Genomic DNA, 24,648 nt, shown 5'->3' on the forward strand with positions numbered 1-24,648 from the left:
TTAACGCATGAACGCAGAACGCATTATTCGCATCGTAGCCGGTACCTTTGTCATGTTGTCGCTGGCGCTGGGCGTTGAAGGCAGCCCGATTTTTGTGGCTAAAAATTTCTTGTGGTTTACCGGTTTTGTGGGTCTGAACCTGTTTCAGAGCGGGTTTACTTCGTTCTGTCCGTTGAACAATATTCTCGCTAAATTCGGGGTTAAAGGCGGTTCTTGCTAACAAGCAGGCAGTCTTCTTTTAACTTAACCCACATCAGTCTGGCTCTGGCCGGATTGATGTGGGTTTTGCCTTTTCTGCATTATCGTCACCAATATCCACTCACCACGTTTGAACAGGAGTGGTTGAGTGCGCTGATGGGCGTGCTCTCGCTCACCTTGCTGCTCACAGGCGATTATTGGCAAGCGCCCCGCCTGCCGCGCATCGTGCAATTGCCCGCGTTCCTGATCGCGCTAGTGTTGCTGCAATCATCCTTGGGGATGATGGCGTATTTCGACCAGTCCTTGCTCTACCTGTTATATCTACTGTTCACTCTGCTGCTGATGATGCTGGGTGCGAGGTTGCGCGAGGTGTTTGGACTGGAATTTCTGGCTGTTGTACTGGCGGGATTTTTGCTGGTCGGGGCGGAACTCAGTGCGTTGATCGGCATATTGCAGCACTACCGCTGGCACAGCTGGTTCGACTCTGTGGTGGTGATGAAAGTCTCAACCGGCGTGTACGGTAATCTTGCGCAACCCAATCATTTCGCCAGCTACATCACGCTGGGACTAATTTCGCTGGGTGTGCTGTTCGGGCAGCGTAAATTGCCGGCAGGTTTCGTACTGGCGCTGGCGCTGCCCCTGTTGTTTGTCTTGACGCTGAGCGGCTCGCGCAGCAGCTGGCTGTATTTATTGTTCATGCTGCTGCTGGCCTGGCGCGGGATGAAGACCCTGCCGCAGTTGCGCCCTGTAATGCATTATTGCGTAGTGTTGCTGGCAGGATTCGTGCTCATGCACGGCGTTGTGCAACTATCCTTTATGAAAGGGGCTGGCAGCAATTTCGATATTTTTCAGCGAGTTGCAGATACCTCGTCGGGCAGCATCCGTCTGCAATTGTGGCATGAAGCCTGGCTGATCTTCAAACAGTCGCCGTGGATGGGCGCAGGCTTCGGGCAGTTCGCCTGGCAGCACTTTCAGTTAGGGCCCGAGTTGCGGCAGGTCAATATTAACGGGCTGTATAACAATGCGCATAGTCTGCTATTTCAGCTGGCGGCTGAAGCTGGAATCGCCGGACTGCTGGTGTTGTTTGCAGCCTTAGGTGTCTGGTTTAAAGGGGGGCGTGTCTGTAGTGCCCCGCACTGGTGGGGGTATGCCATCTTGGGTGTGCTGGCCATACACAGCCTGCTCGAATATCCGCTCTGGTATGTGTATTTTCTTGCGGTTGCCGCACTCCTGCTGGGCATGTTCGATGAGACGCACTACCGGTTGCACATGCGCTGGGTGGGGCGCGGCGCGCTGGCCGCCATATTATTACTGGGGTTGTTGTCGCTGATTCAGCTCAAAAGCGGCTATCAGCTACTCAAAGATACGCTTGCGATACGACCTGTTTCAGGCAACGTGGCTGTGGCCTTCGAACGTACGCGGGCCGGTCTGATTCAAGTACACAACGGCTCGTTACTACGGCCTTATGCCGATCTGTTTATGGCGGCCTATTTTGAGGTAAGTGACGAGAAGCTGGCGGCGAAGCTGGCGGTCAATTCGAACCTGTCGCGCTTTATTCCGATTGCGCCTGTGGTATACCGTCAGGCTTGCCTGCTCGCGCAAAGTGGGGATGCGCTTGCGGCGCGGCGGGTGTATGAACAGGCAATGTGGGCTTATCCCGCCAATCAGGAGGCGCGTGCGCAACTGGTCAAATTAGCCCAGAAAGACCCCGCGCACTTTGCCGCTCTGCTAGAATTCGCCCTCAAGACAGAACAGGAGTATGCAAGTGCAATTCATAACAAGTAACTTTTTCCCGATTTCTCTGGCGCTGATGAGTGGCGTGATGATTATTTGGTCGATGCTGGGTAGTCGTGTGCGCGGAATCAAGGACGTGGATACCAATGCCGCACTGCAACTGATCAACCACAAAAATGCGTTTATTCTCGATGTGCGTGAGCCGGCCGAATTCAAGGCCGGACACATATTGAACGCGCAACTGATTCCGCTGGGCAAGCTCAAGGAGCGCATGGGCGAACTGGCGAAATATAAAGACAAACCGGTAGTCGTGGTTTGCCGCAGCGGTAACCGCTCAGGTAATGCCTGCGTGGCGCTGGGCAAAAACGAATTTACTCAGGCTTATAACCTGGCAGGCGGCATGATGGCATGGCAAAAAGCCAATCTGCCGACGCAAAAATAATGGCTAAGGTCGTGATGTACACCACCGAGGTGTGCCCCTATTGCATCCGCGCTGAACAGTTGCTGCAGCGCAAGGGGGTCACCGAAATTGAAAAAATTCGTGTGGATCTACAACCTGAATTGCGTCTTCACATGGTAGAGATTACCGGGCGGCGCACCGTGCCGCAGATTTTTATCAACGAGCAGCATGTCGGCGGTTTCGATGATCTGGCAGCGCTGGAACAGGCGGGCTCATTAACGGCATTACTGGCAAATTAACTTTAAGGATATAACATGACTGACGCTGCAAACACCCAACCCGTGTTCAATATGGACAAAATCTATGTGAAGGATCTGTCGCTGGAAATCCCTCACGCGCCGCAGATTTTTCTGGAACGCGAAAATCCGCAAATTGAAGTGCAATTGCATACCTCAGCCGAAGGCGTGGATGAGGGCGTGTTCGAAGTGAATGTCACGGCAACCGTCACGGCTAAAGTGGGCGAAAAGGTCATGTTCCTGATCGAAGCGAAACAGGCCGGTATTTTCACCCTGCGCAATTTGCCGGAAGTCGAAATGGAGCCGGTGCTGGCCGTGATGTGTCCGAACATTCTGTTTCCGTACTTGCGCGAAGTGGTCTCCGACGTGGCGGTACGCGCAGGTTTCGCACCGGTCATGTTGAACCCGATCAACTTCGATGTGTTGTATCAGCAGCAAAAACAACAGCAGGTTGAAGCGGCAGCGGCGACCACCCACTAATGCGATACCCCGCCGTCTTGCGTCTGGCCTCGTTGTGCACCTTGCTGTGCGTACTGGGTGCGGCGCAAGCGGTTGACTATGTCACGGTCGGTGAGGCGAGCGCTATCTTGTACGATGCCCCGTCGCTTAAGGCGAAAAAACTGTTCGTCGTGAGCCGCTATATGCCGTTTGAAGCCATCGTGACCCTGGATAACTGGGTCAAGGTGCGCGACCGGACGGGCGGTTTGTACTGGCTGGAAAAGCATGCGCTGACTAACAAAAAGTACGTCGTCGTGATTCCTCCTTTGGTGGATGTGCGTGCTGAACCGGATGAGGGTGCAGCACGTGTGTGTCAGGTTCGGGCTCAGGTGGCGCTGGAGTGGTTTGAATCGACCGGCACCGGTTGGATCAAAGTGCGACACAAGGATGGCGAAACGGGGTTTGTTCGCAGCAGCGAGGTTTGGGGCGAATGAATATTACCGTCATGGGGGCCGGTGCCTGGGGAACGGCGCTTGCCATCAGTCTTGCCGGACAGCATCGCGTCACGCTTTGGGCGCGTGACGCAGCACAAGTGGCGGCCATGCGGGCATCCCGCTGTAACGTCCGTTATCTGCCCGATGTGCTCTTGCCAGACTCGTTGCAGTTGAGTGATGATTTTGCGGCATCGCTAGCCGGTGCGGAGCTCGTGATTCTCTCCGCGCCAACGGCTGCATTGCGCGAATCGCTTTTGCGGCTGGTTCGCGCGGATTTAGCCTGCGGCGTTATCTGGCTATGCAAGGGCTTTGAGCCTGAAACTTCGTTGCTGCCCCATCAGGTTGCCGAGAAAATTTTGCCGCCCGGCACGCCGTACGGCGTTTTGTCAGGCCCCAGTTTTGCACTGGAAGTCGCGCAAGGCTTGCCGACTGCGCTGGTGCTGGCATCGGACGATGAGTCCTTTTCTCAGCGCACGGCGCAAGCGCTGCACCATTCAAGGTTGCGCGTCTATGCCAGCCGCGATGTGGTGGGCGTTGAAGTCGGCGGTGCAGTCAAGAACGTGATGGCGATCGCGGCCGGCGTGTGCGACGGCATGCGGCTGGGCAACAATGCCCGCGCAGCGTTAATGACCCGCGGGCTTGCTGAAATTTCCAGATTGGGGCTCAAACTGGGCGGGTGCTCTGAGACGTTGAGCGGATTGTCGGGCGCAGGCGATTTGATCCTGACCTGTACCGGGGATTTGTCGCGCAACCGCCGTGTCGGTCTTATGCTGGCGCAGGGAAAAACGCTCGACGAAATTTTGCAACAGCTAGGCCATGTCGCCGAAGGGGTGTATGCCGCGCGTGAAGTGTACAGCCTAGCCGCGCGCCTGAGCGTTGATATGCCGATCAGTGCAGCGGTCTATCACGTGCTGTATGACCATGTTCCCGTCGCACAGATGGTCGCCAGTTTGCTCAATCGCACCGCCAGTCTTGAATTTAGCCAGTAAGTTTCGACGCGCCGCCAAAATCGCATTGACGCCAGGCTTCGAAAACCGCCACCGCAACGGTGTTAGACAGATTCAGGCTGCGGTTGTCAGGCAACATCGGCAGTCGCACGCGCTGTGTCGTGGTCAGCTGGTTTAACACCTCGGCTGGCAGGCCGCGGCTCTCCGGACCGAATAAAAATGCGTCCCCGGGCTGATAGCGGATCTCATGAAACGGCTGCGAGCCTTTGGTCGTCAGTGCGAAAATACGCCCGGCATCAAATGCCGATAAACACGCTTCCAAATGATCGTAAACGCGCAGGTTGGCAAATTCGTGGTAATCGAGACCGGCGCGGATCAACTGCTTGTCTTCGAGGGTAAAACCCAGCGGTTTGATCAAGTGTAACTGGCAGCCCGTGTTGGCGCATAGTCGGATAATATTGCCCGTGTTAGGCGGGATTTCCGGCTGGTAGAGAATTACATGGAACATAAATTGTCGTTAAGTCTTGTCAGTGAAGGGAAAAAAGGCTAACTTCCGCCCGCGTAGGTTGAGTTTCAATTATTCAGGGAAGAATTATGGCGCGTCCGGAGAAAGTTCGCATCGGCGATTTGCTGGTGAGCGAGCAATTGATCTCACAAGATCAGTTAAAAGCGGCACTTGATGAGCAACAACGCACGGGACGCAAGCTCGGGCGTGTACTGGTCGATAACGGTTTCGTTACGGAAGAGAAAATTTCCGAGTCGCTCGCCAAACAGCTCCACGTTCCTTATATCAATCTCAAATATTACAACATCAATATCGGGCAGGTGCGCAAGCTGCCGGAAAATCAGGCGCGGCGCTTTCGCGCGATCGTGCTCGAGGAACGCAACGGCGTGTTGCTGGTCGGGATGGCGGATCCGACCGATCTGTTCGCCTTTGATGAAATTAGCCGTATCGTTAAATGCGATATCGATGTCGCGGTTGTGACCGAAGGTCAGTTACTCGAATCGATCGATCGCGGCTACCGGCGTACCGAAGAAATCTCCGGATTAGCCCATGAGCTCAGCGAAGAGCTGGGCGATAGCTATGTCGACTTCGGATCCATGACCAGTGCGGTGGGCAGTGAAGAAGCACCGGTGGTGAAGCTGCTGCAGACCATGTTTGACGATGCCACACAGATACGCGCATCGGACATTCACATTGAGCCTCAAGAGGGCAAGCTGATGATACGCTTCCGTATTGACGGCGCGCTGCATTTGCAAACCGAAGCGCATAACAAAATCGCGCCGGCACTGGTGTTACGGTTGAAGTTGATGTCCGGACTGGATATCTCCGAAAAACGCTTGCCGCAGGACGGCCGTTTTCATGTGCGGGTGCGTGATCAAGGGGTGGATGTGCGTATTGCAACCTGTCCTACCCAGTACGGCGAGGCGGTGGTTATGCGGTTGTTGCGTCAGGACGGCGGAATGGTCGGTCTCGATAAGTTGGGCATGCCGCCCGACATGCTGCTGCGTTTCCGCGCCATTTTAAAGCGCAGCAACGGCATGATCCTGGTGACGGGACCCACCGGGAGCGGTAAGACCACAACGCTCTATTCTGCGCTGGCAGAACTCAATACGATAGACATGAAACTGCTCACCGTTGAAGATCCGGTGGAGTATCGCCTGCCGGGGATTAATCAGGTTCAGGTGAATGAAAAAATCGGATTGACCTTTTCATCTGTGTTGCGTTCGGCATTGCGTCAGGATCCCGATGTGATTCTGGTCGGCGAAATGCGCGATGCGGAGACTGCCCAGATCGGTTTGCGCGCGGCGATGACCGGCCATCTGGTGTTGTCTACGCTGCATACCCGCGATGCGGCAGGTACCTTGTTCCGTTTGGTCGACATGGGCATCCAGCGTTTTATGGTGGCGTCCTCAGTGCAGGCGGTGATTGCTCAGCGATTGTTGCGGCGAATTTGCGAGAGTTGCAGCGAGAGTTATACGCCGACCCCTCAGGAGCGCGAGTGGCTCGAAGTGGAAGGGGTGAGCATCGAACAGCACGCTCGCTTGATGCACGGACGGGGCTGTTCACATTGCAACGGTACCGGCTATCACGGCCGCATGGGGGTGTACGAGATGCTGGAAATGGGGCGCGAGATGGTTGAAGCTGCGGCTCACGATAGTGTCGGACACTTTATGACGGTCGCAGCAGAGCATATGCGCGGCAAGACGCTGGTTGATCATGCCTTGCAGCAGATGTTGCAGGGACGTACCTCGGTTTCCGAAGTCATGCGTATCAGCAATCAGGTTGAAGACTAGTCGTGGCGGTTTTTACCTATAAAGGCCGCAATGCGCAAGGCCGGATGGTAGAAGGCTCGCTGGATGGCGAAGGCAGCGGGGCCGTTGCGGATCAGTTGAACAGCATGGGGATTACTCCCACCGACATCAAACCTTTTGTCGGTAAAAATGCAGTGCAGGCGCCGGACTGGTGGTTGAAACTTAATCAGCAGCCCATCACGCCGATGGACTTGATGCTGTTCAGTCGTCAGATGTACACGCTGCTCAAGGCGGGCGTGCCGATTTTACGGGCGCTGGCCGGGTTGCAGGAGTCGACCAAGAATACGGCGTTTGCGGCGATGCTGCAGGATGTGCGTGATAGTTTAGATAGCGGTCGTGAACTCAGTGCGGCATTGCGCCGGCATCCCAAGGTGTTTTCGATGTTCTATATCAGCATGGTGCAGGTTGGTGAAATGACCGGTATGCTCGATCAGACCTTTATTCGTCTCTACGCGTATTTGGATTTTGAGCGCGATATGAAGGAGCGCATCGCAACGGCCTTACGCTATCCGTCGTTCGTGGTGATCGCGATGGGCATTGCGATCGTGATTATCAACCTGTTCGTCATTCCGACTTTCGCTAAAGTCTATGCCGGTTTTCACGCCGATTTGCCGGCGATCACCAAACTGCTGCTGGGGTTCTCGGCCTTTATGGTGAGTTACTGGTGGATGCTGATGCTGATGCTGGCGGGGGCGGTGACAGGCTTCCGGTATTACATCAATACTAAGGCGGGGCGTTACAACTGGGATCGCTACAAATTAAAACTGCCCATTGTAGGCCCTATCATTTTTAAGGCCACCTTGTCGCGTTTTGCTCGCAGTCTGGCACTCACGTTCAAGAGCGGAATGCCGATACTGCAGGGCATGAATGTGGTCGGCATGGTGGTTGACAACGAATTCATGCGCAGCCGTATTGAAGCGATGCGCGAGGGTATCGAGCGCGGCGAAAGCATACTGCGCACGGCTGTTGCAGCCGGTGTGTTTAACCCGATCGTGCTGCAGATGATCGCGGTCGGTGAAGAGACAGGGGATCTGGACGGATTGATGGCGGAAGTCGCGGACATGTATGAGCAGGAAGTTAAATATGAAGTCTCTACGCTGAGTTCCAAGATCGAGCCTATTTTGATCGTCTCTCTGGGGGCGCTAGTGTTGGTGCTCGCGTTGGGTGTCTTCCTGCCGATGTGGGATCTGGGCAAAGCGGCGATGCATTAAAAATAGGAATCAGGAATCAGGAATCAGGAATTATGTATAATCAGGAGCACTATTAGGAGGCTTGTTTAATGCGTCAATATCACCGGATCCAAAAGCAGTTTTACCGCATCTGTCTCGTGTCGGAGCGGGATTCTCAGACGCTGGCGCTGGTGCCGGATGTGGAAAATGCCTATATGATTGTTCAGTTGCTCAAGGAATCGCAGCGGCTTCGCGATGGTCAGCGCATCGTATCCTTCCCGTCGGTGCTAAGGCCGGAACCGGATAGCGAAAAAACCGATCAAGTGACGATTGTGACCAGTGCGGACGATGTGACTTAGCCGCTGATATTTTTTGTAGAATTTGCAAGGCAGTGGATGGCAGTTGTCGGCGCATCGTATTTCCCTTATAGTTCGCAAAGTCTGACAAAAAAGTCGGCAAGGGCATAAATAACTACGAGGTTTTGCCTCGACTAATCAGGAGCGCAACAATGAAGAAGCAAGCGGGTTTTACACTGATCGAGTTGGTAATGGTGATTGTTATTCTGGGTATTCTGGCAGCGGTTGCCTTGCCTAAGTTTGTAAACCTGTCTGGCGATGCCCGCAAAGCGACTCTGGCGAGTGCCGAAGGGGCAATCCGTTCAGCAGCCAATATGACACACAGCGCGTCGCTTGCCGGTTCCATGGCGGCCGCCAGTAGCGTTACCGCAGAAGGGACCACGGTTACGATGGTTCAGTATTATCCTGCTGCTGCCAGCATTGCGACCGTGGCTGGGCTGGGGGCGGGTTACACGGTGACCACATCGGGTACGACGACGACGATACAGGTAACGGGTGCAACAACGCCAGCTTCATGCCAGGTCACTTATACGGAAGCCGCCGCAGGTGCTGCACCGACCATTGTGCCGACAAACTCTGGCTGTTAAGCAGTTCAGTAGTGCCGGGTAATAAAACAGGGGAGCTTGCTCCCCTGTTTTATTAAGGATCGTCTTAAAACATGAAACAGCTATCGGGTTGATGAATGTCGATTGCTAAACCTAAGTTGTCCAAAGGCTTTACGCTGGTTGAACTGGTGATGGTCATGGTGCTGATCGGTATCCTGGCGGCGGTGGCTGTCCCGCGCTTTTTCGGCACCAGCGTCTTTCAGTCACGCGGTTTTGCCGACCAGCTCAAGGCTACGCTGAGTTATGCACAGAAAGTGGCCGCAGCGCAGAATCATTTTGTTTGTGTGGCTTTTGCGACCGACAGCGTCACGCTAAGCTATGACGCCGTAGCTCCCGGCACTGCACATACCGTAGCCACTTGCCCGGGCGGCAATATGAGCAGTCCTGACGGAAAATCCCCTTATGTTTTGACAGCTCCCGGCGGTGTGGTGCTGAGCGGGGCAACGTCTTTTTATTTTGATACGCTGGGTCGTCCGAGCGCTGCGCAAAGCATTGCGGTGAGCGGCTATGCCACACCGGTCATTGTCGAGGCGGAAACAGGCTATGTTCACTAAGGCCGGATTGAGGATCGGGGATCGCGGATCGCGGGGTGAGCCGCGAGTCGGGGTTTCCTCAATCCTGAATTCGCAATCCTCGCTCCTGGTTTCTCAGTTAGGTGCGAGTTTGATCGAACTGATCATGTTTATCGTAATCGTAAGCTCTGCGCTGGCGGGGATCTTGCTGGTGATGAATCAAACCAGTAAAGGTAGCGCGGATCCTCTGATTCGCAAGCAGGCCATGGCGGCAGCGTATTCTCTGCTCGAAGAGATCGAGTTGCAGGACTTTATTGCGGCATCCGGCGTGGCAAGCTCCCCTGTGACGCAGGCGAACCGCGCCTCCGCGTATCATGTGGTCGGAGATTACAACGGATTTGCCACGACAGGTGTTTTTGCAGTGGCGGATGCAACCTCCTCATCGCCTGTTTTAGCGCAATATAACGCGACAGTATCGGTCATGCCTGAAGCCGCTGTTTGGAACGGCATTCCAGCGGGACGTGTGGCGCAAATCAATGTGACGGTGACCGGCCCGAATAATACGACGATCATCGCAACCGGCTACAGGGCGGCATACTGATGCGTAAAGACCGGATGCGGGAGGCAGAAGGCAGGAGGCAGGGATTCCTCATTCCTCACGTCTGTCGAGGTTTTACGCTGATCGAGCTGGTGATGGTGATTGTGATTACCGGCATCATAGGCAGTATGGTGGCGGTGTTTCTCAAATGGCCCGTGCAGCAGTACATGGATGTGGCGCGGCGGGCAGACCTCACCAATATCGCTGATACGGCTTTTTACCGTCTGGCCGGTGACATCAGCATCGCGGTTGCTAATAGCGTGCGGGTAGCGGGGTGCGGGGCGACGCCCTGCCTCGAATTCATGCCAACGAAAGATGTCGGGCGTTACCGTGTGGCACAGGATATGAGCGATCCTGCCTCCGGGGTGGGCGATGTGCTGGATTTTAGCGGCGCGGACAGTAGTTTTGACGTCATCGGCTCACCGATGAGCTTTGCTGCAAATGACTATATTGTGATCGGTAGCACGCAGTCGGATGGCGCGCCTGCCTATGACGCGACGACATCAGGCGTGTTGCGCGCTTATGCCGGAGCGGCCGGCACACAATCGAATGTGGTGATTACGCCGACGAAATTTCCTTCGTTTGCCCGCTTGAGCAGCCAGCGCTTCGATGTGGTGGATGGCGCGCAGCAGGCGGTGACGTATGCCTGTGAAGGAACTTTGGGTGCGCTCGATTCAAGTGGTCATGGTCAGGCAAGTCTGGTGCGGCATTGGGGGTACGGTTTCAATCCGGTGCAGGCAAGCCCTAGTGTGCTGACAGGTTCACGTGCGATCCTGGCCGATAAGGTGAGTGGATGCAGCATCGATTACACGGCGGCTAATCAGCGCATGGGCTTGCTGGGCGTGCGCCTGACGCTGACATCGGGGGGCGAGAGCGTGAGCCTGTATCAGGAGATTCATGTGAGTAATATGCCATGAAAAAATTGCAAAAAGGTTTTTCTTTGATTACGGCGATTTTTTTGCTGGTGGTAATCGCAGCGCTGGGTACTTTTGCAGTAACCTTGTCTACCACGCAGAATCAAAGTCAGGCCGTGGATGCCATGGCAGCGCGCGGTTATCAGGCGGCGCTGGCCGGGATCGAGGTGGCGGCCTACCATGTTGCGCTGTCCTCAGTTGCCTGGACTGCCGGATGTCCTGCGATGACGGCGGTATCCTTTACAGATAACCTGCTCGCGCCGTTCGCGGTGACGGTGAGTTGCTCGGCAGCTTCGTATGTTGAGGGGACTGCCACGCTTTGGGTCTATGCGGTTTCGTCGGTTGCCAAAACAGCGGGCGCACCGGGTGATGTGAATTACGTGGAGCAGGTCGCCACGGCTAAGCTTGTGCAATAGCGGAGTAAAAATGAATCACTTGAATAAACGGGTGTTGTGGATACTGGCAGGGTTGATGTTCTCGACGGTGGTTCAGGCCGCCACGTGTACCAGTCGTGCGAATGGACGCTGGGGCAGCTCCGGGACCTGGAACTGTGGGAAAGTGCCAGCGAGTACCGATACAATCGTGTTGGCGGCCCCCTTTACGGTTACTTTGGACGCGCGTTATACCTCCTCATCGCTGACGGTGAATGCGGGTGCGATACTGGCTGACGCCGGAAATACGCTGACGCTCACCGGCGCATTGACTAACAACGGCACGATTTCGGGAGATGGCAACATGGATGTCACCGGCGCTGCAGCGGTGATTTCCGGCAGCGGCACCTATTCAGGCACCCGGCTATATACCTCAGGCAGCGCACCGCAAATTGCCGCAGGGGCTGTGCTGAATTTTTCCGGATCATCGCGTCTATATGCCGGACGTAATGATGCGGGAAAGACCGTGGCGGCTTCGGTGTTGACTATCAACGGGACGATCAATTCAACGATCGATGCGGCGAACACGACTTTCCTGCGTATTTATGCCGACAGCACGGTGATCGGTGCCACCGGTGTGATCAATGCCGGTGTGTCTGCTGCCGATTTCAGCAGTAAAACTGCAAAAGTGACCAATAATGGCAGCGTTAGTCTCAAATCCATTAAACAAAAGTCCGCGACAAATGCGTGGACGCAGGGGGCAAACTCGAGTCTGACCGTGACGGCGACCTCCACCGTGGGGGTGCTGAGCGCATCGGCCACTGGCAATACCGTCACCTATACCTCGCCAGCCGTGCCGATTTCGCCACTCAACAAAACTTATTACAACCTGGCTGGCACCGGTGTGGCCTGTCCGCACGGCTTTACCGTCACGGGCAGCAATCCCTGTGTGACCAAGGCCGGTGCGGGGTTTGTGATATCCAGTCCGACGTCTTGCACCAATTTGACCGGGGTCGGGACAAGGGCGTGGACGAATCCGGGGAATGCGCAGGCCGCCGATACCGTGCATTCCATCGCCGGGAATGTCGTGAAAAACACCACGACTAACTATCTGAAATGTACCGGATTTGATTTTGCGGCGATTCCGGTAGGGGCCGCGATCAGCGGCATTACCGTGTATGTAACCCGCAAGACCGATGGCGGCACGATACGCGACGCCTTTGTCTATCTGGTCAAGGCCGGTACCCTCAGTACAACATTGAACGGTGCGACCACCACTAATTACACGAAGGCCGATGTGGCAGAAATGCATGGCGGCATGACGAGTCTGTGGGGGACGACCTGGACCGATAGCGATTTTAAGCTGTCGACTTTCGGCGTTGCGTTCGCGGCAAAAAATACCAGTACCAAATCCAATACGAACCGCTCTGTATCGGTCGATTTCATACAGGTGCGGGTCGATTATGCGGCGACCGGTGTGGATCACGTCGCGATTTCTGCCGCTAACATTGGCTCGACCTGCACGCTTTCCAATGTGACGATTACGCCGCATACGGCGGCACACGGCGCGCCGACGGGGGGCGGCGGCGCCATTAAACTCTCCACCTCGAGCGGCAAGGGCGACTGGAGTATCGTGTCCGGTACGGGGAGTCTCTCAAATGGTACGGGCAATGACGGGCGGGCGACTTACACTTATGCTGCGGGAGAGACGTCGGCGACGCTGGGGTTGATGCATACGAGTTCTGGCAGCATCACCCTCGGTGTGTCGGATAATGCGACGGGAGCGTCCTTGACGGCCAATACGATGGCTGCCGAATTGTCGAATACCATTCTATTCGCAGGCGGCGGTTTTACCGTCGCTAATGCAGCGGGTATCGCAGTGAGCAATATGGATCAGGTGGCAGGCGCGACGTCGCCAGTTTATTACCTGAAGGCGACCAGCGCGAGTTGTGGCAACGCGTTTAACAATGTCGCTAAAAGCGTGGACATCGCCTTTGAATGTCTGGACCCTACAACCTGTCAGAGTCCTGCAGTAACTATCAATGCCTACAATGCCGCAGGTACGGCAGTGACCTCCAGTACGGTATTATCAACCGGGTTGCAGAATGGTTCGGATCCGGCAACGGCGAACACATATAAAGCCGTCTCATTGAATTTCAACGCCAATTCACTGGCGCCTTTTACGCTGAACTATCCGGATGTCGGCCGCATTACGCTGTATTTGCGTTATACCCCGTCCAGCATCATCAGCGAAAGTATCCCGTTTGTGGTCAAGCCGGCGGGCTTTGTGCTGTCCAATATCAAGCGCGTGCGTGACAATTTTGCCAATCCGGGTGCGGCCGATGCAACGGGTGCGGGGTTCGTCAAATCCGGCGAAGCCTTCTCGGTCAGAGTGACTGCGGTCAATGCTCAAGGGGGGGCTACGCCCAATTACGGGCATGAAGTGACGCCCGAACACGTGAAACTCTCGAACGCGCTGGTGTCGCCGGCAGGCGGCCACAATATCGCGATTACCTGTGCCGATCCGGCCAGTGTGACAGCTTGCGATATGACGGGTGTGCAATTTCCGACTTTCGGCGCGTTTACCGGCGGGGTGGCGGTGGGAAATAATTTCGCCTGGGATGAGGTTGGGGTCATTACGGTGACGCCGCACGTGGGCGACTCCGATTATTTGGGCGTGGGTGAGGTGGTCGGCACGACGTCCGGAAATATCGGGCGCTTTACACTGGCGAAATTTGCGCTGCAAAATCCGCTGCTGGACAATCGCACCGATATTTGCGATGCAGGCTTACTGATCTCGGACGAGGTGACGCCGTGCCCTGCCTATACCTACATGGGTGAACAGATGGATGCCTCGTTTATTCTGGTGCCGACGAGTCTGCACGGCGTGCCCTCGCAGAACTATCAGAACTCGACAACGGCGGCGAACAACTATGCAAAACTCGACCCGACTATTTTTGCCAATCTAAATCTCGCGGCGATTGATTTGACGACGCCAAGCTATCTGACGTCGCGCATCAGCAATGCCGGTATGCCGGTGGTGAGCTGTGGAACGACTCCTTGTTTTTCACAGCCGGGCGGGGCAGGATCTCAGGCGCAGGCCGAAATTACCGTGCCGTTTACGATTAGCCGCGGGGCGTCGGCCGATGGCGTATACGATGCGGTCGATATTGGCATTGCGCCGCTCGACAGCGATGGGGCGGCAGTAGAGTCCGATATCGGTACTGTCTGCAATAATCCTGCTGTGGCTGACTGTTATGATCTGGATACGGATGCTGTGGCGGGTAATGATCATGCGCTGCTTGGTCAGGCGGCATTTCGCTATGGTCGGAGTCGTATTGTCAATGCGTATGGGTCGGAGTTGCTCGCCTTGTCACTGCCGGTTTTCATTGAGTATTGGGACGGCACCGCCTATGTGACCAGCGTGGATGATCATATTACGGCGTTGACCCTCGCGCTTAGCAATTATCAGCTTAATCTCAATGCGGCTAAAACTACGCTGACCAATCCCGTGATCAGCAATGGTCAAGGTGTGGTCGGACTGTCAGCCCCGGGAATGGGGGGGAATGGCAGCGTTGATATTGATCTTGCCTCTCCGGCTTATCTTCCGCTGCCGGGTCGTGCGCGGGCGACATTTGGCGTATATGGCGGGAATCCGGTGTTCATTTATCGGGGAAGGCGCGGGCGTTGAGGATAATGAGGCCGGTAATGGAGAATATATGCGGATAATCATTGACAACAGGCACTTGCTAAATTAACTTCGCGTACTTATGAAGATTCCGTCCATCACTTCGTTCCTCAAAGCCAAGCCGCGCGATGCTGGCTGGCTGGCGGTCGGTCTGACGTCGCACGGCGTATTCCTGATTCAGTTGTCATTCGATGCCGAAATTCCGCGTGTGTTGCGTTGTGAATACCATGAAAATTCCGCCGTTACTGTGGCGTATCTGGAACGACTGAGGCGAGAATCGGATCTGGGGAATGAGGCTTGTACGACCTTGCTTGCCGCCGGCGAGTACCAGATCATGTTGATGGAGGCGCCTAATGTGCCTGACAATGAGCTAAAAACGGCGATGCGCTGGAAAATTAAGGATAGTCTGGCCTACTCGGTTGATGATGCTGCGGTGGATGTATTGCGCATCCCTGTCAACAAAAACCGGCCTGAACATAATCAATCCCTGTTTGCCATTGCAGTGCCCAATGAAACAATTAAAACCCGTATGGCCTTGTTTGAGCAGGCAAAGCTTGCGCTGAGCATTATTGAGATTCCGGAAACTGCACAGCGCAATGTGGCTCGTTTGTTTGAGCAATCTGATCGTGCGCTGGCGCTGCTGGCGTTCGACGAGCTGGGAGGTTTGCTGACCTTTACCGCGGATGGCGAGCTGTATTTGTCCCGTCGCATCGAGATCACGCTGCCTCAGTTGCGTGATGCAAATGAAGCGCTGCGCGAACAATATCGTGACCGGGTCGAGTTGGAGTTGCAGCGTTCACTCGATTACTTCGATCGGCAGTTCAACCATTTATCGCTAAGTCGTGTGTTGCTGAGTGCACCGGAAGATTCGGGGCTGTTGGATTATTTGGTTTCAACGGTGGGCATGGCGGTAGAAGGCGTTGATCTGTCGCAAGTGCTGGATATCAGCGCAGTGCCCGCGATGGCTGACAGTGAGTTTGCCGCGATGGTGCTGCCAACGTTGGGTGCGGCTTTGCGCCAGGAGAGGCGCGCCTGATGAGCCAGCAGATCAATCTATTCAATCCTGATTTTCTCAAGCAGGAAACGCATTTCTCACTGGTAACCATGTTGCAGGGATTAGCGGTCATTTTTGTAGGTGCGTTGATTTTGTACGGTTATGCTCTGTATCAGGTTCGTGAGTTGGACAAGCAGGCCGCGCAGGTTTTGGCGAGGCTCAATGTCGAACAGAGCGCATTAGCCGGTTATTCTGCCGGATTTTCTCCTCAGAAAACCAATGAATTACTCCAGAGTGAATTACAGCAGCTGGAAAAAAAGGCCGAAGAGGCGAGGTCGCTGACGGACACACTGCGTGAAGGTCAGGTGAGCAATACCAGCGGTTTTTCGGAGTATATGCGTGCCTTTTCAAGGCAGGTGGTGCCCGGACTCTGGCTGACAGGTTTTAAGGTGAACTCGGCTGAAATTACCTTGAGCGGCGGCACGCTCGCGCCGGAATCGGTGCCGGCCTATATTCAAAAGCTCAGTCATGAAAGCATCATGCATGGCAAAAGTTTTTCAAACTTGCAAATGCAACCGGCCAAAGAGGCCAAGTATTTGGAATTTACCCTGTTTACCGCGCCGGATAGTCAACTATGAAAAAATATTGGGAGTTGACGCGCACCAAGGTTGACGCAATGTCGACGCGTGAGCGTGCCATGATTTTTTCAGTCGCGGTAGGCTTGCTGATTTTGCTATTGAACGCGCTTATGCTTGATCCTCTGTTGGTCAGGCAAAAAACCATTTCGCAGCAGATGGCGCAGCAGGAACAGGAGACGAACAATTTGCAGCAAGCCATAAAGGCTATTTTGCAAGCCAAGCAAGATATTCAACACTCTCCATTGCGCGTTCGTATCAGCGAGTTGAAGGCGCAACTTCAGGAAAATGAAAATTTTCTTAAAGAGCGCAGCGCGAGACTGGTTGATCCCGCCAAGATGGCAGCGTTGCTCGAGCAGGTGTTGAGTCGCAACGATAAATTACAGTTGGTCGAATTGAAGACTCTGCCGCTGAGCTTGTTGCTTGAGCAAAAAACAGATGCTAAAACAGCAGCGCCTCCCGTCTATAAGCACGGTGTGCAGATTACTGTGCGCGGTGACTATCTGGATTTGCTGCGCTATTTGACGGCGCTGGAAACCATGCCGATTCAGATGTTTTGGGGTGAAGTGAGTTTGTCCGTTGCCAAACATCCGGATTCGCTGCTGACTTTGACCGTTTATACGCTGAGTCTGGATAAAACATGGTTGACGGTATGAGTCGCGCACAGTTGGTCGCGGGGTGCGAGTCGTTTCTCGTTGGCCTCGAATGGAGAAATTGGACGGCTTACTTATTGGGGCTGTTGTTCATTGGTTTATCTTTTGCGTCGGTTGCCGAAGAACTCGCCGACCCGACCCGTCCGCCTGTCAGCGTCTCGACGCCCGTTGACGAGTCGGTGCGCGTAGAGACAAAACTGGAACCCGGTCTGCAGTCCATCCTCATTGCCAAAAATCGGCGCGCTGCGATCATTGACGGTCAAACCGTTGAAATCGGTGGGCGCGTGGGGGAGGCTAGGCTCATCGAAGTGAACGCGATGAATGTGGTATTAAAAACGAGTAAGGGGAAGCAAGTGCTGATGTTGTTTCCCGATGTGACGATAAGCAAGACCAAAAATGATGCGCCACCAGTGCAGACCGACAAGAAGGTCTCAAACGGGGATAAAAAATGAAGAAAATCGGGGTGTTTTTCGTAGGTTTTTTGCTGTTAAGCGGCTGTGCGGCCAATAAGAGCCACAATCAGACAGTGGATTCAATTCGGCAGGAAATGAATCAAGCCGTGCAACCGAGCAAGGACGACGCCGTTAATGAGGCGTTGTTGCCGCAGTTGGATGCCGCGATGCTTAAGACCGATAGCAAGCCCTTGGAGACTAAGTTTGATCTGTCCGTTAATAATACCCCCGCGAGTCAGGTATTTATGGCGATCGTATCTGGAACGCGCTACAGCATGCTGGTGCATCCTGATGTGACAGGCAATATTTCACTGAACTTGAAAGATGTCACCGTGTTCGATGCGCTCGAAGCGGTCAAGGAAATGTACGGTTATGACTATAAGCTCGATGGCACGCGTATTTTTGTGCAGCCGCTGACTTTGCAGACGCGTATTTTTCAGGTGAATTACCTGACCGGATTGCGCGAAGGGTCATCCTCATTGCGGGTGAAATCCAGTTCTGTTTCAGATAATGTCGGTAATGCCAGCGCGCAAGCGCAGGCCAATGCGAATGTCGGTCAGTCATCGTCCCAGTATCAATATGGGGCGGCCAGTACAGATACCAGCAAAGTTTCCATGAAGAGTAAATCGGATTTCTGGGAGGAACTGGCGCAGGCACTCAGGCTCATTTTGGGTGGCAAGGATGCATCTGACGGTAAAGGTGCGCGCCTGCCTGCAGATCGCAGCCTGTCGGTCAGCCCGATGTCCGGTGTGATTGTCATCCGAGCTTTGCCCGATGAAATTAGAAATGTCACCGCGTTTTTAAAGGCATCGCAGATCTCCGTTGAACGGCAGGTGATACTTGAAGCGAAAATCATCGATGTGCAGCTCAACGATAGTTTTCAGTCGGGTGTGAATTGGGGCGCATTTAAAAATGGTTTAAACAGCTTTTCATCCGTTGGTGTCGGCGGTGCTGGCAGTGTGTTGAATCCGGCAACGGCAGGTGTGGGCGCGACGGATATTTCAAGTGCGGCACTTAGCGCATTGCCGGGTGCGAGCCTGCTGCCTAATGCGGCTGGCACAGGGTCTTTGTTTGGTCTGGCTTTCCAGACCAGCAGCTTTGCCTTGTTGCTCAATTTTTTGGAGTCACAAGGCGATGTGCATGTGCTGTCCAGTCCCCGCATCTCGACGTTAAACAACCAGAAAGCGGTGTTGAAAGTCGGCACCGATGAGTTTTTTGTCACAGAAATTTCCGGAGGGTCACAGGCCACTGTCAATGTGGCAGGAACCGCGCCTACGATTAAAACGCAGCCGTTTTTCTCAGGGATTGTGCTGGATGTAACGCCAAAAATCGATGAAAACAACGAGATTATTTTACATGTGCACCCGTCCATCAGTTCGGTGACCACGGTGAATAAGGTGTTGAATCTGGGCGCGACGACAGGGACTTATACCCTGCCGATGGCTTCCAGCTCGATTTCTGAGACGGACAGTATCGTGCGCGCACGCGATGGGCAGATCGTCGCGATTGGCGGTTTGATGCGTCAGGACTCGACGAATGGCGAGTCGGGTCTGCCGGGACTTTCCAAATCGATATTCGGCCAAACCAGCAAAGTGTCGAGCAAGCGCGAGCTGGTCATTTTGCTTAAGCCTACCGTGGTTGATTCAGACCGTGACTGGTCGGATGATATTGCGCGCAGTCGAGATCGCGTCGAAAATCTGAGCCGCAAAACCAAATGAGGGTTTTGAACGGTTTACTGTCTGTAGCGCTCCTATGTATTTAAAGCACTTCGGTTTGCATGAGGCGCCTTTTGGTCTGACGCCTGACACCAGCTTTTTTTTCGCCTGTTCCAGTTATCAGGAGGCCCTCAATACCTTGCTGGTGGCGGCGCACAACGGCGAGGGGTTTATCAAGATCACGGGTGAGGTGGGCAATGGCAAGACCATGCTGTGCCGCAAGTTTTTGGCTACCCTCAACGAGGGGATGCAATCCACTACGCCGATCGGCACTCAGGATCAGGCGGCAAGCGCAGTCGCCGGGCAGAATTTCATTACCGCCTACATTCCGAATCCCTATCTGGAACCCAGAAGCCTGCTGCTGGCGTTAGCCGATGAATTTCGTGTGCCGCTCGACAAGGATAGCGATCAGCATCAGCTGATGAAGGGCTTGACCAATGCGCTGCTCGATTGCGCGCGTTACGGCCAGCGTGCGCTGGTGTGTCTGGATGAGGCGCAGGCGCTGCCCCTGCCTACCCTCGAAGTGCTGCGCCTGCTGACTAATCTGGAAACAGAAAAGCGCAAACTGCTGCAAGTGGTGCTGTTCGGTCAGCCGGAATTGAATGCCCATCTCGCGCAATATTCAATCCGTCAGTTGCGTCAGCGCATCAGTTTTCAGTATGAATTGCGCGGTTTGCTGCCTGATGAGTTGGATCGATATGTGCGGCATCGGGTGCGGGTGGCGGGATTTGCCGGCGACACTTTGTTTGATATGGCGGCTATTGCTAAATTGCACCGTGTCACCAAGGGGACGCCGAGGCTGGTGAATATCATTGCGCATAAAGCCCTGATGCTGGCCTATGGCGAGGGCCAGCAGCATGTGAGTGCCAGGCACATCGGGGTGGCAGCGGCCGATACGCCCGAGTCACGGCGCGACTGGTTTGCGCTGGGATTAAAAGCGGGGGCCGTCATTGCTGTATTGCTGGTTGTGGTAAGTGGACTGGTCTTGCTCAGATGAGCGTCATTAATCAGATGCTCAATGGTTTGGAGCAGCGGGGGGTGACTGTTGCGACCGGACAGTTGCGCACGGTTCATGCCAGTAACAAATACCGGAGGGTTCAATTTGTTTTGTTAGCGGGATTACTCGTGATTCTTGCGGCCTTGCTCTGGCGGGGCGTCAATGGGCCGTCTTTAATTACAAAACAGCCTGTTGTGGCTAAAGTGCTACCGGTTGCACCGGTTATCCCTGCAATATCAGCAATTAAGCCGGCAGCAATTTTGCCGGAAAAGCAGGCTGTTGTGGCGCCTAAAGTTCAGCCGATAAAGCAGGCTGTTATGGTGCCTAAAGTTCAGCCGGAAAAACAAGCCGCACCGCAGGTTAAAACGATGCCCCTGGCAAAACGGGCTGCCGCGCCGCCTGCTCTCAAAGCAGTGGCCCCTGCCGTGCCCGATGCTAACCTGCCGGGGGCGGTCAAGCAAGTCAGCTTAAGGCAGCAGGCCGAAGCCGAATTTCACAAGGCCACCGTTTATATGCAACAGGGCAGAAGCATCGAAGCCCAGGCGGGGTTGGAGGCCGTCTTGCGCATGGATGCGGGGTTCGATGCGGCGCGACATTCGCTGGTCAGCTTGTTGTTGGAGAGTAAGCGCAACACGGGTGCGGAGCAGGTGCTGCAGGAAGGACTGAAAATCAGGCCCGCTAACAGCGGGTATGCTATGTTGCTGGCGCGCTTGCAGGTGCAGCGGGGCGAACTGGATCAGGCGATTGCGACGCTAGCCTTAACGTTGCCGTATGCGGTACAACAGGCTGATTACCAAGCCTTTTATGCAGCACTGTTGCAGCGCCGTGCACGGCACAAAGAGGCGGTGGAGCATTATCAGGTGGCACTCAAGGCATCGCCTAATTCGGGTGTCTGGCTGATGGGGTGCGGGATTTCATTGCAGGCGCTGGGCAAAAATGACGAGGCGAAAGAGGCTTTCCTGCGTGCCCTGTCCAGCAAAACATTGAGCGCTGAGTTGCAAGCCTTTGTGCAGCAAAAAATTAAGTCGCTTTAAGCAATCGTGTCGAATTTTGGCACTTTGTCGCCTCCGACTGCGGCGAGCCAGCAGTCTTGCAGGTGCTGGTCTACGCAGATCACAACGCTGCGATCAAGTTTCTTATCATCGACCATCTCGTTGAGTATCTCCATGATCGCATCAGGGTTCAGCGGATCTCGGTAGGGGCGTTTTTGCGCGAGTGCCTGAAAAACATCGGCGACCGCAACGATGCGTGCTTCGAGTGAAATTCCGCTGTCACCCAGGTGGTAAGGGTAGCCTGATCCATCCACGCGTTCGTGGTGTTGAGCAGCCCATGCGGTAATTTTTTCAAGACCGCGGATATCTTTGAGAATGATATAGGTGTCAAAGCTGTGCCTTTGAATATGCGCATATTCTTCATCGGTCAGTTTGCCAGCTTTGTCCAGCAGTTCATCCGGCTGCCTGAGTTTGCCGATGTCATGCAGCAAACCTGCCAGTTCGAGCATTTCACAGGTTTCATTTGACAGGTTGAACAGGCCGCCTAAGTATCTTGCCAGTCTGGCAACGCCGTCAGAATGCTCCTTCGTAAAGGAACTCTTGGCATCTACGATATAAGAGAAGATAGACACGATGCTGCGCAGTTCTTCAAAGTCCATTTCACGTGATTGGGTTTCTGCGAGCCACACGGAGACATAGCCGTTGACTTGTTCGTTTTCCAGCAGCAGCCAAAATGCCTCTGATCGCGATATTTCCATGAAGGCATCGACAAGCTCGGGGCAAAACCACTCTCCGCGTTTAGTGAATATCTTCTGGCGAATTTCCTCTCGCCCCAGCAGCAGGTTGGATTGATCGACTAAAAATCCCAGCGCCAGGACATCCACGCGATCAACCATATAAATGCAGTTGGCGGAAAGTTTGACTTCCATGGGGAGGTCGAGATCTTTCAGTTCTGACCAGTGCGTGTGGTGGTGGCGAACGATGGGGGCTAATTTGGCCAGCAGCGGGCAAGTGGAGAGCAGTTTTGCGCCGGATTTGCAATGATCAATTTCATCTTCCCATTCAAATTGCGCAAGCCGCTGGTGTATCACCGTCTTGGACACGCCGCTGTCATGCAAAATGGCGGCCTGAAACAGGTCATCCATACGAGCCCCTTGCCAGCCCAGCTTTTTCCCGCACTCAGTCGCCATGTAGGCGACATGCTTGCCATGATGAATGTGTGTGACCCCCACCAGATCAAGCGCGTTGGACAGCGAGTAGACGGCTTCATGCAAATTGATGCTGAATTTTGACATCGGATTCCTTCGTGTCCATGAAATTGCCCGCGCAATGTTAAATATAGCGTAGCAATTCTCGCACAAAATAGGGAAATCCCTAATAAGTATCTTATTGCTGGATTTTGTATGTCAGCGCAAATTTGATGTCGCTCGGGCTGCAACCCAGACACTGATTTTGTTTGCGCCCCATTTTTGCACGGCCCGTGCCAGTTCGTTCATGCTGGCGCCGCTAGTGAGAACATCGTCCACCAGCGCAATGTGTTTGCCGGATAAGTCGAGCGTACAGTCAAATGCGTCACGCACATTGCGTTCGCGTTCACACCAGGGGAGCGAGGTTTGCGAGGGGGTGTTGCGTAGCCGATGGCAGGCAGTCTCATTCAAAGGAACGCCAAGCTTTCGTGCAATTGGAGTTGCGATGAGGCTTGCCTGATTAAAACCGCGATCTTTAAGTTTGACAGGATGCAGTGGCATTGGGATGACTAAGTCGGGTATTTCGTCTATTCGGTCGAGCAGCTTTTTGGCAAGCATGGGTGCCAGTGGGAGTTGGCTATGATATTTCAGTGATTGAATCAGTTGGTCGATCGGAAATTGATAGGAAAAGACGGCAAGCGTGTGATGAAAAGCGGGCGGATGGGTCAGGCAGTGACCGCACAGTGAACCGTCCGGTGTGTTACGCGCACAAACCGGGCAATGGGGTGCGTCAAAATAGGGCATCTCATAATCGCACGCTGTGCACCAAAGTCCCGCATGGCTCATTGTGCCGCACAATACGCAGGGTTGAGCAGGCAAGATCTGATCAAATTTTAAGCGGCTGTTTAGTTTGAGCGTGTTTAAAATTGACAAGGCGTGCACCTTTCTTGGATGATACGCAGCTGCTACTCTACATGCGCATCATACTCTATGAATACTCAGACCATCGCCTTTCACCATCCCGTTAAAAGAACCGCAACGCCTGAACGCTGGAGCGTCGAGGCGGTTGAATCGCTGTTCGCGCTGCCGTTTGCCGACTTGCTCTACCGCGCTCAGCAGGTACACCGCGAACATTTCGATCCGAATCAGGTGCAGCTCTCCACCTTGCTGTCGATTAAAACGGGCGGTTGCTCGGAGGACTGCGGCTATTGTCCTCAGTCGGCGTTTCATTCGACGGGCGTGGAAGACCGCAAGATGCTGGCGTTAGATGCGGTAATTGAGGCAGCAAAAGCCGCGCAAGCGGCGGGCGCCGACCGGTTCTGCATGGGGGCTGCCTGGCGCGAACCGTCAGAGGCCGACATGTTGAGCGTGGTCGATATGGTTCAGGCGGTGCGGGGGCTCGGGATGGAGACCTGCGCAACGTTGGGTATGTTGAATGATGCGCAGACCGAGCAGTTGCGAGCGGCCGGTTTGGATTACTACAACCACAATTTGGATACCTCGCCTGAATTTTACGGCGACATCATCAGCACGCGAGACTATCAGGACCGGCTGGATACGCTGGAGCGTGTGCGCCGGGCAGGGATGCATGTGTGCAGCGGCGGCATCGTCGGGATGGGGGAGAGTCTGACCGAACGCGCAGGACTGGTCGCGCAGCTGGCGAACCTGAACCCTTATCCTGAAAGCGTGCCGATCAATAATCTGGTCAAGGTCGAGGGTACGCCGCTGGCCGATGCCGCCGAACTCGATCCGTTGGATTTTGTGCGCACCATTGCGGTTGCGCGCATCACCATGCCGACTGCGCGCGTGCGATTATCTGCCGGACGGCAAGCGATGTCGGATGCAATTCAGGCCTTGTGTTTTCTGGCAGGCGCCAATTCAATTTTTTATGGCGAACAGCTATTGACTACCGGCAATCCGGAGGTCGAGCGCGATCGCGCGTTGATGGACAAACTCGGCATGTATCCGTTTGCGGATAAACATTAAA

27 protein-coding genes are annotated in these 24,648 nt (G+C 54.5%); 24 read left to right on the forward strand and 3 right to left on the reverse strand.

Going from position 1 to position 24,648, the window contains the following annotated elements; genetic code table 11:
- Positions 1-7 precede the first annotated feature (7 nt).
- The 7 genes from GALF_RS01140 to GALF_RS01170 are packed head-to-tail and all read left to right on the forward strand — an operon-like array spanning position 8 to position 4,549.
- Positions 8-220, forward strand: coding sequence for a YgaP family membrane protein (locus GALF_RS01140; protein ID WP_013292206.1), 213 nt, complete (start codon positions 8-10; stop codon positions 218-220).
- On the forward strand, positions 214-1,983 hold the full coding sequence (locus GALF_RS01145) for a PglL family O-oligosaccharyltransferase (protein ID WP_013292207.1): 1,770 nt from the start codon (positions 214-216) through the stop codon (positions 1,981-1,983). Before GALF_RS01140 ends, GALF_RS01145 begins: the two co-directional genes overlap by 7 nt.
- A complete protein-coding gene (locus tag GALF_RS01150; RefSeq protein ID WP_050752567.1) occupies positions 1,958-2,374 on the forward strand; it encodes a rhodanese-like domain-containing protein in 417 nt (138 codons plus the stop codon). The genes GALF_RS01145 and GALF_RS01150 overlap by 26 nt, the downstream gene beginning before the upstream one ends.
- Positions 2,374-2,631, forward strand: coding sequence for a glutaredoxin 3 (gene grxC, locus GALF_RS01155; protein WP_041938160.1), 258 nt, complete (start codon positions 2,374-2,376; stop codon positions 2,629-2,631). Before GALF_RS01150 ends, grxC begins: the two co-directional genes overlap by 1 nt.
- A 15-nt stretch (positions 2,632-2,646) precedes the next feature.
- On the forward strand, positions 2,647-3,108 hold the full coding sequence (gene secB, locus GALF_RS01160; protein ID WP_013292210.1) for a protein-export chaperone SecB: 462 nt from the start codon (positions 2,647-2,649) through the stop codon (positions 3,106-3,108).
- Complete coding sequence (locus GALF_RS01165) at positions 3,108-3,560, forward strand: SH3 domain-containing protein (protein ID WP_013292211.1); 453 nt, start codon at positions 3,108-3,110, stop codon at positions 3,558-3,560. Before secB ends, GALF_RS01165 begins: the two co-directional genes overlap by 1 nt.
- Positions 3,557-4,549 (forward strand): NAD(P)H-dependent glycerol-3-phosphate dehydrogenase, encoded by a 993-nt coding sequence (locus GALF_RS01170; protein WP_013292212.1) that lies wholly within the window; start codon positions 3,557-3,559, stop codon positions 4,547-4,549. The genes GALF_RS01165 and GALF_RS01170 overlap by 4 nt, the downstream gene beginning before the upstream one ends.
- Here the strand turns inward: GALF_RS01170 and trmL are convergent.
- Positions 4,539-5,015: a tRNA (uridine(34)/cytosine(34)/5-carboxymethylaminomethyluridine(34)-2'-O)-methyltransferase TrmL gene (gene trmL / locus GALF_RS01175; protein ID WP_013292213.1), complete on the reverse strand. Its 477-nt coding sequence runs from the start codon at positions 5,013-5,015 to the stop codon at positions 4,539-4,541. The two genes, GALF_RS01170 and trmL, sit on opposite strands and share 11 nt — an antisense overlap.
- Before the next feature lie 86 nt (positions 5,016-5,101).
- Between trmL and GALF_RS01180 the strand changes: the two genes are divergently transcribed.
- The 16 genes from GALF_RS01180 to GALF_RS01255 all read left to right on the forward strand — a co-directional run bounded on the left by GALF_RS01180 (position 5,102) and on the right by GALF_RS01255 (position 21,516).
- Positions 5,102-6,805, forward strand: coding sequence for a GspE/PulE family protein (locus tag GALF_RS01180; protein WP_013292214.1), 1,704 nt, complete (start codon positions 5,102-5,104; stop codon positions 6,803-6,805).
- 2 nt (positions 6,806-6,807) lie between these two features.
- On the forward strand, positions 6,808-8,034 hold the full coding sequence (locus tag GALF_RS01185; protein ID WP_013292215.1) for a type II secretion system F family protein: 1,227 nt from the start codon (positions 6,808-6,810) through the stop codon (positions 8,032-8,034).
- Between the two features lie 68 nt (positions 8,035-8,102).
- Positions 8,103-8,351 (forward strand): hypothetical protein, encoded by a 249-nt coding sequence (locus GALF_RS01190; RefSeq protein WP_013292216.1) that lies wholly within the window; start codon positions 8,103-8,105, stop codon positions 8,349-8,351.
- 149 nt (positions 8,352-8,500) lie between these two features.
- Entirely contained in the window at positions 8,501-8,935 is a 435-nt protein-coding gene (locus GALF_RS16065; protein WP_013292217.1) for a type II secretion system protein, read from the forward strand.
- 95 nt (positions 8,936-9,030) lie between these two features.
- Complete coding sequence (locus GALF_RS01200; protein WP_013292218.1) at positions 9,031-9,507, forward strand: type II secretion system protein; 477 nt, start codon at positions 9,031-9,033, stop codon at positions 9,505-9,507.
- A gap of 124 nt (positions 9,508-9,631) precedes the next feature.
- Positions 9,632-10,066 carry a hypothetical protein gene (locus tag GALF_RS01205; RefSeq protein ID WP_150102547.1) on the forward strand — a complete coding sequence of 145 codons (435 nt, stop codon included), beginning with the start codon at positions 9,632-9,634 and terminating at the stop codon, positions 10,064-10,066.
- Positions 10,066-10,980, forward strand: a complete 915-nt coding sequence (locus tag GALF_RS01210) for a prepilin-type N-terminal cleavage/methylation domain-containing protein (RefSeq protein ID WP_013292220.1) — start codon at positions 10,066-10,068, stop codon at positions 10,978-10,980. The genes GALF_RS01205 and GALF_RS01210 overlap by 1 nt, the downstream gene beginning before the upstream one ends.
- Positions 10,977-11,393, forward strand: a complete 417-nt coding sequence (locus tag GALF_RS01215) for a mannose-sensitive agglutinin (MSHA) biogenesis protein MshP (protein WP_013292221.1) — start codon at positions 10,977-10,979, stop codon at positions 11,391-11,393. Before GALF_RS01210 ends, GALF_RS01215 begins: the two co-directional genes overlap by 4 nt.
- 10 nt (positions 11,394-11,403) lie before the next feature.
- On the forward strand, positions 11,404-15,039 hold the full coding sequence (locus GALF_RS01220; protein WP_013292222.1) for a DUF6701 domain-containing protein: 3,636 nt from the start codon (positions 11,404-11,406) through the stop codon (positions 15,037-15,039).
- Positions 15,040-15,118: 79 nt separating this feature from the next.
- Positions 15,119-16,072 (forward strand): type IV pilus biogenesis protein PilM, encoded by a 954-nt coding sequence (gene pilM / locus GALF_RS01225; RefSeq protein ID WP_013292223.1) that lies wholly within the window; start codon positions 15,119-15,121, stop codon positions 16,070-16,072.
- A complete protein-coding gene (locus tag GALF_RS01230) occupies positions 16,072-16,668 on the forward strand; it encodes a PilN domain-containing protein (protein ID WP_013292224.1) in 597 nt (198 codons plus the stop codon). Before pilM ends, GALF_RS01230 begins: the two co-directional genes overlap by 1 nt.
- On the forward strand, positions 16,665-17,321 hold the full coding sequence (locus tag GALF_RS01235; RefSeq protein WP_013292225.1) for a hypothetical protein: 657 nt from the start codon (positions 16,665-16,667) through the stop codon (positions 17,319-17,321). The genes GALF_RS01230 and GALF_RS01235 overlap by 4 nt, the downstream gene beginning before the upstream one ends.
- Positions 17,306-17,770, forward strand: a complete 465-nt coding sequence (locus tag GALF_RS14735) for a hypothetical protein (protein ID WP_013292226.1) — start codon at positions 17,306-17,308, stop codon at positions 17,768-17,770. The genes GALF_RS01235 and GALF_RS14735 overlap by 16 nt, the downstream gene beginning before the upstream one ends.
- Positions 17,767-19,488, forward strand: a complete 1,722-nt coding sequence (locus tag GALF_RS01245; protein ID WP_013292227.1) for a secretin N-terminal domain-containing protein — start codon at positions 17,767-17,769, stop codon at positions 19,486-19,488. The genes GALF_RS14735 and GALF_RS01245 overlap by 4 nt, the downstream gene beginning before the upstream one ends.
- Before the next feature lie 34 nt (positions 19,489-19,522).
- Complete coding sequence (locus GALF_RS01250) at positions 19,523-20,482, forward strand: ExeA family protein (RefSeq protein WP_013292228.1); 960 nt, start codon at positions 19,523-19,525, stop codon at positions 20,480-20,482.
- Complete coding sequence (locus GALF_RS01255; protein ID WP_013292229.1) at positions 20,479-21,516, forward strand: tetratricopeptide repeat protein; 1,038 nt, start codon at positions 20,479-20,481, stop codon at positions 21,514-21,516. Before GALF_RS01250 ends, GALF_RS01255 begins: the two co-directional genes overlap by 4 nt.
- Here the strand turns inward: GALF_RS01255 and GALF_RS01260 are convergent.
- The gene (locus tag GALF_RS01260; RefSeq protein ID WP_013292230.1) at positions 21,513-22,769 is read right to left on the reverse strand and encodes an HD-GYP domain-containing protein; all 1,257 of its coding nucleotides are present in this window, start codon (positions 22,767-22,769) and stop codon (positions 21,513-21,515) included. The genes GALF_RS01255 and GALF_RS01260 overlap by 4 nt on opposite strands.
- 111 nt (positions 22,770-22,880) lie before the next feature.
- Positions 22,881-23,603: a ComF family protein gene (locus GALF_RS01265; RefSeq protein ID WP_223293717.1), complete on the reverse strand. Its 723-nt coding sequence runs from the start codon at positions 23,601-23,603 to the stop codon at positions 22,881-22,883.
- A 48-nt stretch (positions 23,604-23,651) separates the two neighbouring features.
- Between GALF_RS01265 and bioB the strand changes: the two genes are divergently transcribed.
- A complete protein-coding gene (gene bioB / locus GALF_RS01270; protein ID WP_013292232.1) occupies positions 23,652-24,647 on the forward strand; it encodes a biotin synthase BioB in 996 nt (331 codons plus the stop codon).
- Position 24,648 lies beyond the last annotated feature (1 nt).

Origin of the sequence: Gallionella capsiferriformans ES-2 (genome assembly GCF_000145255.1) — a bacterium.
Taxonomy (GTDB): Bacteria; Pseudomonadota; Gammaproteobacteria; order Burkholderiales; family Gallionellaceae; genus Gallionella; species Gallionella capsiferriformans.